A 10,735-nucleotide genomic window follows, 5' to 3' on the forward strand; every position below is an offset into this window, starting at 1 on the left:
AGGACGGTGCGGGTGTGGTGGTGTCGCAGGTGGTGCCCTCGCCCTACCAGCCCTCACGCCAGATCACGCGCGAGTTTCTGGAGACCATCAAGAAGGGCGGCGACAAGGTGCAGCCCAACTACTCCAGCATGGAAGGCTACCTGGCCGCGCGCGTTTTCACCGAGGGCCTGCGCCAGGCACAGGCCAGCGGCAAGATCACACGCGAGAGCTTCATCACCGGCACCGAGTCCATTGGCAACCAGGTGATCTCGGGCTTTCCGGTGTCGTTCAGCGGCACCAGCCACGCAGCATCAAAGTTTGTGGAGATGTCCATGCTGACCGGGGACGGTCGGGTCCGGACCTGATCTCGCTTGGGCGGGGCGCGCGCGCTGGCCCCCGCCGCTCAGAAGCGATCAGCCCAGCGTGCGCGTGCGCGCCAGCCCCTGCATGAACGCCTCGCAGCGTCCCAACTGCTCCAGGCTCACGTACTCGTCGGGCTGGTGGGCCTGCTGGATGCTGCCGGGGCCACACACCACGGTGGAGATGCCTGCGTTCTTGAACAGGCCCGCCTCGGTGCCAAAGGCCACCAGGGTGGTGCCTTTCTCGCCGCTCAGTTCCTGAGCCAGGCGGGTCACCGGGTCGTCCTTGCTGCCCAGGAAGCTCGGGATCTCGCAGATGGTCTCGAACTCGAAGCCCGCTGCGGGCGCCACCTTCTTCATCGCAGGCTCCAGCGACTTGGCGTAGGCCACCACCTCGGACTGCATCTGCGCCGCGTTGGCCGTGGGCAGGTCGCGGAACTCGTAGCGGAACTCTGCGTCGCGCGGCACCACGTTGTCGGCGATGCCGCCGTGGAACTGGCCCACGCTGGTGGTGGAGAAGGGCACGTCAAAGCCCTCGAAGCGGGGCTCGTTCTTTTCAAAATCTTCCGCCATGTCGCGCACCCGGCCCACCACGCGGGCGGCCATCTCGATGGCGTTGACCGAGTGCGGCGTGAGGGACGAATGCGCTTCCTTGCCGCGCACGCAGCACTTGTAGCGGTACACGCCCTTGTGGGCAATGGCGGGCACCATGCTGGTGGGCTCGCCCACGATGCAGGCCAGGGGCTTGATGTTGGCGTCGCGCAGGTCGGCGATCAGCTCCTTGACGCCAAAGCAGCCGATCTCTTCCTCATAACTGAAGGCCAGGTGGATGGCGAAGGGCGCGTCGCTGTTCAGGAATTGCTCTGCGTGCGAGACCGCAATGCCAATGAAGGCCTTCATGTCGGCGCTGCCGCGCCCGTACAGGTTGCCGTCCTTGACCAGAGCGCTCAGCGGGTCCATGGTCCAGTCCTGCCCATCCCACGGCACCGTGTCGGTGTGGCCCGAGAGGATCACACCAGCGGGTTTGCCCTCGCCCAGCGTGGCGAACAGGTTAGCCTTGGTCTTGTCCTCGTTGAACGTCAGGCGGCTTTTCACGCCCAGCTTTGCCAGGTGGTCGCGGATGAAATGGATCAGCTCCAGGTTGGAGTGGTGGCTGACGGTGTTCATGCGCACCAGGGTTTGCGCAAGTTCGAGGGCGTGGGCAGAAATCATGGGGTGGACTGGTGATTAACCCGGACTGACACAGAGGTGGGAGTCGGGCTAGACTGTGAGATCGTAAGGACACATATCATGAACGTTATTGACTCCATCGTCACCCAGGCGGCCAGTATTGCAGCGGTGCGCCGGGACATTCACGCCCACCCCGAGCTGTGCTTCGAAGAGGTGCGCACCGCCGACGTGGTGGCGCAAAAACTCACCGAATGGGGCATTCCCATCCACCGGGGCCTGGGCAAGACGGGCGTGGTGGGCATCGTCAAGGGTCGCGACGGCGGCGCCAACGGCCGCGCGATTGGCCTGCGCGCCGACATGGACGCCCTGCCGATGCAGGAGTTCAACACCTTCGCCCACGCCAGCGTCCACAAGGGCAAGATGCACGCTTGCGGCCACGACGGCCATGTGGCGATGCTGCTGGCGGCGGCCCAGCACTTTGCCAAGCACCGCAACTTTGACGGCACCGTGTACCTGATCTTCCAGCCTGCGGAAGAGGGCGGTGGCGGTGCCCGCGTGATGATCGAAGACGGCCTGTTCGAGCAGTTCCCCATGGAGGCCGTGTACGGCATGCACAACTGGCCCGGCATGCCCGTGGGCACCTTTGCCGTGAGCCCGGGCCCGGTCATGGCATCGACCAGCGAGTTCAAGATCACCATCCGTGGCAAGGGCGGCCATGCGGCGCTGCCGCACACCGGCATCGACCCGGTGCCGATTGCCTGCGGCATGGTGCAGTCCTTCCAGACCATCATCAGCCGCAACAAGAAGCCGGTGGACGCGGGCGTGATCTCGGTCACCATGATCCACGCGGGCGAGGCCACCAACGTGATTCCCGACAGCGTCGAGCTGCAGGGCACGGTGCGCACCTTCACCACCGAAGTGACGGACCTCATTGAAAAGCGTATGCGCCAGATCGCCGAGAACCACTGCGCTGCGCACGATGCCACCTGCGAGTTCGAGTTCGTGCGCAACTACCCACCCACCGTCAACTCGCCCGCCGAGGCCGAATTTGCCCGCAAGGTCATGACCGGCATCGTGGGGGAAGAGCGTGTGGTGGTTCAGGAGCCCACCATGGGCGCTGAAGACTTTGCCTACATGCTGCAGGCCAAGCCCGGTGCGTACTGCTTCATTGCCAACGGCGACGGCGCCCACCGCGAGATGGGCCACGGCGGCGGCCCCTGCATGCTGCACAACCCCAGCTACGACTTCAACGACGACCTGATCCCGCTGGGCGCGACCTACTGGGTCAAGCTGGCCGAGGAATGGCTGGCCCAGCCCGCCAAAGCGGCCTGAGGCAGCTTGACGCGCCGTTGATCCTCCTCCACCCTGGCGTGCGCAGCGCGCGTGCCCGGGTTTTCTTTTTGTCTTCCCACTGACTCCTGAAAGCCCTGCCCATGACCGGAATCGTTGAAGCCTTCTCGCCCAGCTATGCCCAGGCGCGCACAAAGTTTCTGGAGGCCGCTGCAGCCGCCGGCCTGCCCATCGAATCGCACGCCCACCCGCTCCAAGGCCGCGACGGCGAAGACCTGGCCATGGACGTGGTGCGTGACGGACCGGCCGATGCGAAGAAGCTGCTCATCGTGAGCAGCGCCTGCCATGGCGTCGAAGGCTATTGCGGCAGCGGCGTGCAGGTGTTTGCGCTGCACGACGCCGAGTGGCGCGCCAAGGCACGTGATGCCGGTGTGGCTACGCTCTACATCCATGCACTGAACCCGTATGGCTTCTCGCACGTTCGCCGCTTCACGCACGAGAACGTGGACCTGAACCGCAACTTCCAGGACTTCAGCAAGCCCCTGCCCGTGAACACGGCCTACCGCGAGGTGCAGCCCCTGCTGCTGCCCGAGCAGTGGCCACCAGGCCCTGAGAACCAGGCAGCGGTGGCGGAGTACATCGCCACCAAGGGCGAGGCCGCGTGGCAGGCCGCCATCTCGCAAGGGCAGCACGAGTTTCCGCAGGGTGTGTTCTTTGGCGGCACCGAGCCCACCTGGAGCAACCGCACGCTGCGCCAGGTGCTGCGCCAGCACGGTGCGGCCGCGTCGAAGATCGCCTGGATCGACCTGCACACGGGCCTGGGTCCCAGCGGCCATGGCGAGCGCATCTACGCGGGCAATGACAACGCCGTGGCCGTGGCCCGCGCGCGCGCCTGGTGGGACGGCGGCGGCGCCACGCCGGTCACGTCGATCTATGACGGCTCGTCCACCTCGGCCTTCCTCACCGGCCTGATGTGGACCTCGATCTACGACGAGTGCCCCCATGCCGAATACACCGGCATTGCCATGGAGTACGGCACGGTGCCCGTGCTCGACGTGATGAACGCCATCCGCGCCGAGCAGTGGCTCAACCTGCACCCCGACACACCCGCTGACAAGGCAGCCCAGATCAAGGCACAAATGCTGGAGGCCTTCTACACCGACACGGACGCATGGAAGGGCCAGATCATCAGCCAGGCACGGCAGTCGATGTTCCAGGCGGTGAACGGGTTGACGGCCTGATTTTGTGTTCCAGAGGCCTCAGGCGTTAGTGCTATATGCCTGAGATGCTATCAATATGATAGTTGATGCGCAGGGGTTTGGCGGGTAGTACGGGTTCAGGAGGGTTGGGGCTGCCACCGTGGGGCGGCTACCATCGCCCCAAAAACCAGGAGACACCATGGCCTCTGACCCCCTGCGCGCGCTGAGCCGCAGCCTGCTCCGGCTGTCGGAGCAAGCCCAGCAGGTGGCCCCGCAGGACTTGCTGCACCAGGCCATGCGGACCTTGCAGGACCTGGTGCCTTTTGATTCCGCCTGGTGGGGCGAGGTCTCGGCGGGCGATGTGCAGGTGGCACCCCGCAACTGGCTGCACGGCAGCATCGGCCTGAGCCGCAGTTTTGCCGAGGAGTGGAATGCGCTGGCGGCGGTTGACCTGTTTGGACTGCAGTCCATGCAGCAGCTCGGGGTGGTGATCCGTGAGCGTGACGTGGTGGGCCCGTTACCCGAGCACCCGGAGGTGGCCGCCTTCAGCCAGCGCCACGGCCTGTACCACTGTATGGCCCTCACGGCCGAGCTGCCCCACAGCGGGCTCATGTTTTTTGTCTCCATCTACCGCCCGCCAGCGCGGCCGGAATTCTCGGACGGAGAGACCGTGCTGTTCGGCGAATTCGTCCTGCACCTGCTGCAGCAATGGCACCACCGTCTGCAGCGCCTGCAAAGCGACACGCCCGGCCGCCCCTGGGACAGCTTTGCCTTGGCCCGGCCGTCGGGCGAACTGCTGTTTGCCGGGCTGCGCATCAGCCGGGCGTTGGGCGAAGCCAGCCCCGGCTGGCACGGCACCCACCTGCCGCCGGTGGTGGCGCAGGCGCTGGCGGGTGCGCCCTGCACCCTGTCGGTGGGCAAGGCCTGCCGCCTGCGCTTGGAGCCCTGCGGGCCACTGGTGGCCGTGAGCCTGGCGTCGCGCCAGCACAAGCAAGCCCTGGCACCGCGCGAGCTGAGCGCCGCCATGCTGTACGCCCAGGGCCGCTCGCACAAGGACATTGCGGCCACGCTGGGCCTCACGCCCGCCACGGTGCGCACCTACCTGCGCACGGCCTATGCCGCGCTGGGCGTGAGCAACAAGCTGGAGCTGGTGGCCGCGCTGCGCCACCAGTAGAGATCGGCGGCGGGGCGCCACGCGCGAGTTTGCAGGGCTCGGTAGTTTCCCGCTCCCTCTGCATTTGCAGAGGCTGCAACCACGCCGCCTTTTCCTATCGTCCGCACCGGAGTCCAGACACCGGTGCGGGCCAGACCGCCGCCCGGCCTGGGCTCCTGAAGAACCGCCATAACAGGAGACCCTTGCATGTTCCCGAACCCCCACCCCTTCGCCGTGGCGCACCGACGCCACCCCCACCCTCACGCCTTGGCACGTGCAGGGCGATGGACCGCTGCCAGCGCACTGGGTGCCGTGGCCGCCGTGGCCCTGACCGCCTGCGGCGGTGGCAGCGACGCCAACCCCCCGCTGGCCAGCAAGCCCCTGGCCGAAGCCTGCGCGGCCTATGCCTCCACCGCGTTGCCCCATGGTGCCAAGGTCACCCGTACCGAGCTGCGCAAGGCCGAGGGCACGTTGCCCGACGTGTGCATCGTGCGCGGGCAGATCGTCTCGTCGCCCGAGTCCACCATCAACTGGGCGGTGGAGCTGCCCACGCCGGCCCAGTGGAACGGCAAGACGCTGACCATTGGCGGCGGCGGCTTTGACGGCTTCATCCCCACCGACGACCCGTGGTACCAGCAACTGGTGGGCCCGTCGGCCAACCCGTACGTGAAGATCAGCTCCGACTCTGGCCACCAGGTGCGTGGTTTTGCCTGGGGCAATAGCGACGTGGCGCTGCGCAACCACGCGTTCGAGGCCAACCATTTCGTTCTGGAGGTGGGTACCACGATCGCCACCGAGTTCTATGGCAAGCGCCCTGTGCGGCGCTACCACATGGGCCATTCCAACGGCGGTCGGTCGGGGCTCATCTCCACGCAGAAGTACCCCAAGGACTACGACGGTGTGGTGGCCATGGAGCCCGCCATCGCCCAGCAGGCGCACCAGGTCAACTTGGGACCCACGGTGCTGCGCCATATCTTCAAGAGCCGCGACAACTGGATGAGCCCCGCCAAGATCGCGCTGTATGCCAAGGCCGAGGTGGCGGCGTGTGATGGCCTCGATGGCCTGAAGGACGGCATCATCGGCAACATCGAGGCGTGCAACTACGTGCCCACCGAGCTGCTGTGCCAGGGGGCGGACAACGACAGCTGCCTCACGGCCGGCCAGATCGAATCCATCCGCCTCATCTACAGCGACCACAAGACACCCGTGACCCTGTCGCGCGGTGCAGTGGGCTACCCACGCTATGGCCGGGGCGGGGCGTCCACGTCGGACTGGCAGTCGTACATGTTCGGCACCAGCTTTGACGCGCCCGATTCGTTCAACCACATGGCCGTGACGGAGGCCGCGCGCCTGGTGGAGGGCAACCCCAACGCCAACATCCTGACCCACGACCCCACCCAGTACCAGGCGCAGTACCGGCGGCTGGCCGAGATGATCGACGGCACGGACCCCGACATCTCTGTCTTTGCCGACAACGGCGGCAAGCTGCTGATCTGGTACGGCCTGGGCGACACCTGCGTGTCGCTGTACCGCACGGCGGAATACTTCGACACGGTCAAGCAGCGCCTGGGCGCCAGCAAGTTGCAGGGCTTTGCGCGCATGGTCACCTCGCCCTCCAACGGGCACGACCTGGACGGCGTGGGCACCGAGCCGCGCTCCATCGACCTGCTCGCCGCCATGGATGCGTGGGTGGAAAAGGGCGCGGCGCCCGACAAGCTGGTCGCCACGAAGTTTGCCCCCGGCACCAGCACACCCGTGGCCCAGCGCCCGGTGTGCGAGTACCCCAAGTTCCCGCGCTACAACGGCACGGGTGATGCGAGCAAGGCAGAGAGCTTCACCTGCTCTGCGACCTGAGCCATCCGTGGATGGCTGACGGCAAGGACTCGCCTTGGGGCGTGCCCTTGCTGTTTCTTGCATGCATCAATCGGCGGTTTCGCCGGAGTCCTTGATGATCTTGGCCCAGCGGCGCATTTCGCTTTCCACATATTTCTTGTGCTCTGCGGGTTCCAGGCGTGCGTCGGTCACCACGCGCACTCCCAGTGCTTCTTCGCGCTGGATGAGTTCGGGGTCCTTGAGTGCGGTGCGAATGGCTGCATTCAGCTTCTCCAGAACGGCTTTCGGCGTGCCCTTGGGTGCATACACCCCATGCCACACCGACATTTCGAAGCCCACCAACCCTGCCTCCGCCAAGGTAGGCGTCTGCGCCAATGTCGGCAGCGCCATCCGTTGCTTGCTGGTAACGCCGTAGATCTTGACTTTTCTCGCCTCGATCTGGGGCACGGCGTTGGTGGCCTGCTCGCACATCAGGTCCACCTGCCCCCCCATCAGGTCGGTCATGGCAGGCGCCGTGCCCTTGTAGGGTACGAAGGTCATCTTCGATCGCAAGCTGGCCTGCAGGACCAGCCCGCACAGGTGGGATGCCGAGCCCACGCCGGCGTTGGCGATGTTGACCTTGCCATCGTTGGCGCTGATCCACTGGCGCAGATCGGCAAAGTTGCTGGCCGCGAGGCCGGGTTTGCCGATCAGGGCGGAGGGTGCCTCATTGATCAGTCCGAGGTACTCGAAGTCCTCCAGGGTCTTGTAGGGTAGCTTCTTGTACAGCGCGGGCGCGGTGGAGATGCCAATGTGGTGCACCAGCAAGGTGTAGCCATCTGGTGCAGCGCGCGCGACGCGTGCTGCACCAACTGTGCCACCCGCTCCGGCAGTGTTGTCCACGATCACGGTCTGCGCCAGGGGCTTGCGCAGGGCCTCGGCAAGGTCTCGGGCTATCTTGTCGCTGGGGCCCCCAGCAGAGAACGGGACTACCAGCGTGACGGGCTTGTCCGGAAACTCCGCCCACGTGCTGGTAGTGCTGCTGGCGGCGATGAGTCCGATGGCTGCGGCTGCAGCTCCTTGCTTCAGAATGCCCATGACGTTGTCTCCTTCTGTTTGTGTTTTGAGGGCGATGGTCAGGCGGACAGCGCCTGCATCTGTGCGTACAGGTCGGCCTTGCCTTCGAAGCCGATGCCGGGCAGGTCCGGCAGCGTCACGTGGCCGTTCACTACCTGCACGCCGTCCGGGAAGCCGCCAAAGGGCTGGAACAGGTCGGGGTAGGACTCGTTGCCGCCCAGGCCCAGGCCAGCGGCGATGTTCAGCGACATCTGGTGGCCGCCGTGCGGAATGCAGCGGCTGGCTGACCAGCCGTGTTCCTTCAGCATGTCGAGCGTGCGCAGGTATTCCACCAGCCCGTAGCTCAGCGCACAGTCAAACTGCAGCCAGTCGCGGTCGGGGCGCATGCCGCCATAGCGGATCAGGTTGCGTGCGTCCTGCATCGAGAACAGGTCTTCACCCGTGGCCATGGGGTTCTTGTAGTAGTGGCGCAGCGTGGCCTGCAGCTCGAAATCGAGCGGGTCGCCAGGCTCCTCGTACCAGAACAGGTCGTACTGCGAGAGCGCCTTGGCGTACTGGATGGCGGTGTCCAGGTCGAAGCGGCCGTTGGCATCCACGCACAGCTTCTGGCCGTCCTGCAGCACGCTGAGGATGGAGTCGATGCGGCGCAGGTCCTCGTCGAGCGAGGCGCCGCCAATCTTCTTCTTCACCACGGTGTAGCCCCGGTCTATGTAGCTCTTCATCTCGTCCTTGAGCTTGCCGTGGTCCTGGCCGGGGTAGTAGTAGCCGCCAGCCGCATAGACGAAGATCTTGCGGTTGGGCGTGCCGTTGCCATAGCGGTCGGCCAACAGCTGGAACAGTGGCTTGCCTTCAATCTTGGCCACCGCATCCCACACGGCCATGTCGATGGTGCCGATGGCGACCGAGCGCTCGCCATGGCCGCCAGGCTTTTCGTTGGTGAACATGGCGTTCCAGATCTTGTGCGGGTCAAGGTTCTTGCCGCTGTCGTCGATCAGGGAGTCTGGATTGGCTTCGAGCACACGCGGGATGAAGCGCTCGCGCATCAGCTTGCCCTGGCCATAGCGGCCATTCGAATTGAAGCCATAGCCCACCACAGGTTTTCCGTCGCGAATCACGTCAGTGATCACGGCCACCAGGCTCAGCGTCATCTTGCTGAAGTCGATGTAGGCGTTGCGGATGGGCGAACTGATGGGGATGGTTTTCTCTCTGATTTCAACGATCTTCATGGCTTGCTCCGTGTATCGAAACGAATGTCGGGATCGGTATGATCCGCAGCCGCGCAGCGTTTGACCAATGCCGTTTTTCTTCTCTTCAATGCTTTCAAGGCACCGGCTATGCACATCTCCTGGCTCGAAGATTTCATGGTGTTGGCCTCGATCGGAAACTTCTCGCGCGCGGCGGAAGATCGCCACATGACGCAGCCCGCGTTTGGCCGCCGGGTGCGGGCGCTGGAGGAGTGGCTGGGCGCCGAGCTGTTTGACCGCAGCACACAACCAGTCAAACTCACAGTGGCTGGGCAGTGGTTTCAAGGGGTGGCGCCCGATTTGCTCGCCGAAGTGGCGCGATTGCCGGGTGCGGCGCGTGCAGTGGCGGAGGCGAATTCCAAGAGCCTGCGATTTGCCGCAACACATGCTTTGTCGCTGACCTTCATGCCGGGCTGGCTGCGCAGTTTTGAAGCGCACACCATGGCAGGCACGCTGCAGCTGGAGTCCGACATGCTGCACCGGTGTGAGGCACTGCTGGCCCAGAGCAAGGTGCAGTTTGTGCTGTGCCATGCGCATGCCCAGGCGCCAGGGCCATTGGAGATAGAGGGATATCCGTCCCTCTGCGTGGGCTGCGATGTCCTGCTCCCCGTTTGTGCTGCGGGGCCTGATGGCCTAGCCCTTCATCGGCCGGAGCATTCTGGGGCGATAGCGCCTCTCCTGGCCTACAGCGTGGACTCCGGGTTGGGAAACATCCTGCAGAAAACCAGCGAGGGGGCACTGCGGGCAGCGCACACACAAACGGTTTTCACGGCCCATCTGGCGTCCGTCTTGAGGACCATGGCGCTGGACGGGCGGGGGATGGCCTGGCTGCCTCGCAGCCTGGTTGATGCTGACCTGGCGGCAGGCAGACTGCTGGCTGCAGGCCCTGACAGCTGGAATGTGGATCTGGAGATCAGGTTGTACCGGACCCATGCACAACTGGGGCCTGCGGCAGAAGCGCTCTGGAATGCGGTGGCCCAGTCGGTACAGGGCAGCGCTTCAGGGCCCCACCTGGAGTAAATCGCGTCTCTGGTTTTACAGCCCCAGATCGCTCAGCCCCGGATGGTCGTCCGGGCGCCGCCCCGGTGGCCAGAAGAACAACCGATCTGCCTGGTCGATGGGCAGATCGTTGATGCTCGCGTGGCGCACGGCCATCAGACCTGCGTCGTTGAACTCCCAGTTCTCATTGCCATAGCTGCGGTACCACTGGCCAGCGTCGTCGTGCCATTCGTAGGCAAACCGCACGGCGATGCGGTGGCCGCTGAACGCCCACAGTTCCTTGATGAGCCTGTAGTCCAGTTCGCGCGCCCATTTGCGTTCGAGAAACTGCCGCGCGGCCTCGCGGCTAACGGGGAACTCTGCGCGGTTGCGCCAGCGCGTGTCCTCGGTATAGGCCAGGGCCACGCGCGCAGGGTCGCGCGAGTTCCAGCCATCTTCGGCCAGGCGCACTTT

The 10,735-nt window shown here is 65.3% G+C and carries 10 protein-coding genes; 6 read left to right on the forward strand and 4 right to left on the reverse strand.

Annotated elements, in window-relative coordinates:
* The coding region (locus ISS20_RS20330; RefSeq protein WP_291439007.1) for an ABC transporter substrate-binding protein at positions 1-344 on the forward strand (344 nt) is incomplete at its 5' end.
* Between the two features lie 48 nt (positions 345-392).
* Here ISS20_RS20330 and argE read toward each other — a convergent pair.
* Complete coding sequence (gene argE / locus ISS20_RS20335; protein WP_291439009.1) at positions 393-1,550, reverse strand: acetylornithine deacetylase; 1,158 nt, start codon at positions 1,548-1,550, stop codon at positions 393-395.
* 78 nt (positions 1,551-1,628) lie between these two features.
* Between argE and ISS20_RS20340 the strand changes: the two genes are divergently transcribed.
* From ISS20_RS20340 to ISS20_RS20355, 4 genes are all read left to right on the forward strand, one after another.
* Complete coding sequence (locus ISS20_RS20340) at positions 1,629-2,840, forward strand: M20 aminoacylase family protein (protein ID WP_291439011.1); 1,212 nt, start codon at positions 1,629-1,631, stop codon at positions 2,838-2,840.
* Positions 2,841-2,941: 101 nt separating this feature from the next.
* Positions 2,942-4,039, forward strand: coding sequence for a M14 family metallopeptidase (locus ISS20_RS20345; RefSeq protein ID WP_291439013.1), 1,098 nt, complete (start codon positions 2,942-2,944; stop codon positions 4,037-4,039).
* A 157-nt stretch (positions 4,040-4,196) separates the two neighbouring features.
* Positions 4,197-5,171, forward strand: a complete 975-nt coding sequence (locus ISS20_RS20350; RefSeq protein ID WP_291439015.1) for a LuxR C-terminal-related transcriptional regulator — start codon at positions 4,197-4,199, stop codon at positions 5,169-5,171.
* Between the two features lie 186 nt (positions 5,172-5,357).
* Positions 5,358-7,004, forward strand: coding sequence for a tannase/feruloyl esterase family alpha/beta hydrolase (locus ISS20_RS20355; RefSeq protein ID WP_291439017.1), 1,647 nt, complete (start codon positions 5,358-5,360; stop codon positions 7,002-7,004).
* Between the two features lie 66 nt (positions 7,005-7,070).
* Here ISS20_RS20355 and ISS20_RS20360 read toward each other — a convergent pair whose 3' ends face one another.
* Complete coding sequence (locus tag ISS20_RS20360; protein WP_291439019.1) at positions 7,071-8,060, reverse strand: tripartite tricarboxylate transporter substrate-binding protein; 990 nt, start codon at positions 8,058-8,060, stop codon at positions 7,071-7,073.
* A gap of 38 nt (positions 8,061-8,098) precedes the next feature.
* Positions 8,099-9,265 carry a mandelate racemase/muconate lactonizing enzyme family protein gene (locus ISS20_RS20365; protein WP_291439021.1) on the reverse strand — a complete coding sequence of 389 codons (1,167 nt, stop codon included), beginning with the start codon at positions 9,263-9,265 and terminating at the stop codon, positions 8,099-8,101.
* Between the two features lie 108 nt (positions 9,266-9,373).
* On the opposite strand from ISS20_RS20365, the gene ISS20_RS20370 reads away from it, so the two are divergent.
* Entirely contained in the window at positions 9,374-10,303 is a 930-nt protein-coding gene (locus ISS20_RS20370; protein ID WP_291439023.1) for a LysR family transcriptional regulator, read from the forward strand.
* Positions 10,304-10,318: 15 nt separating this feature from the next.
* On the opposite strand, the gene ISS20_RS20375 is transcribed toward ISS20_RS20370, so the two are convergent.
* Positions 10,319-10,735: nuclear transport factor 2 family protein (locus tag ISS20_RS20375; RefSeq protein WP_291439025.1), on the reverse strand; the 417-nt coding region annotated here is incomplete at its 5' end.

Origin of the sequence: Acidovorax sp. (assembly GCF_016783915.1) — a bacterium.
In the GTDB taxonomy this organism is placed as follows: Bacteria; Pseudomonadota; Gammaproteobacteria; order Burkholderiales; family Burkholderiaceae_C; genus Acidovorax.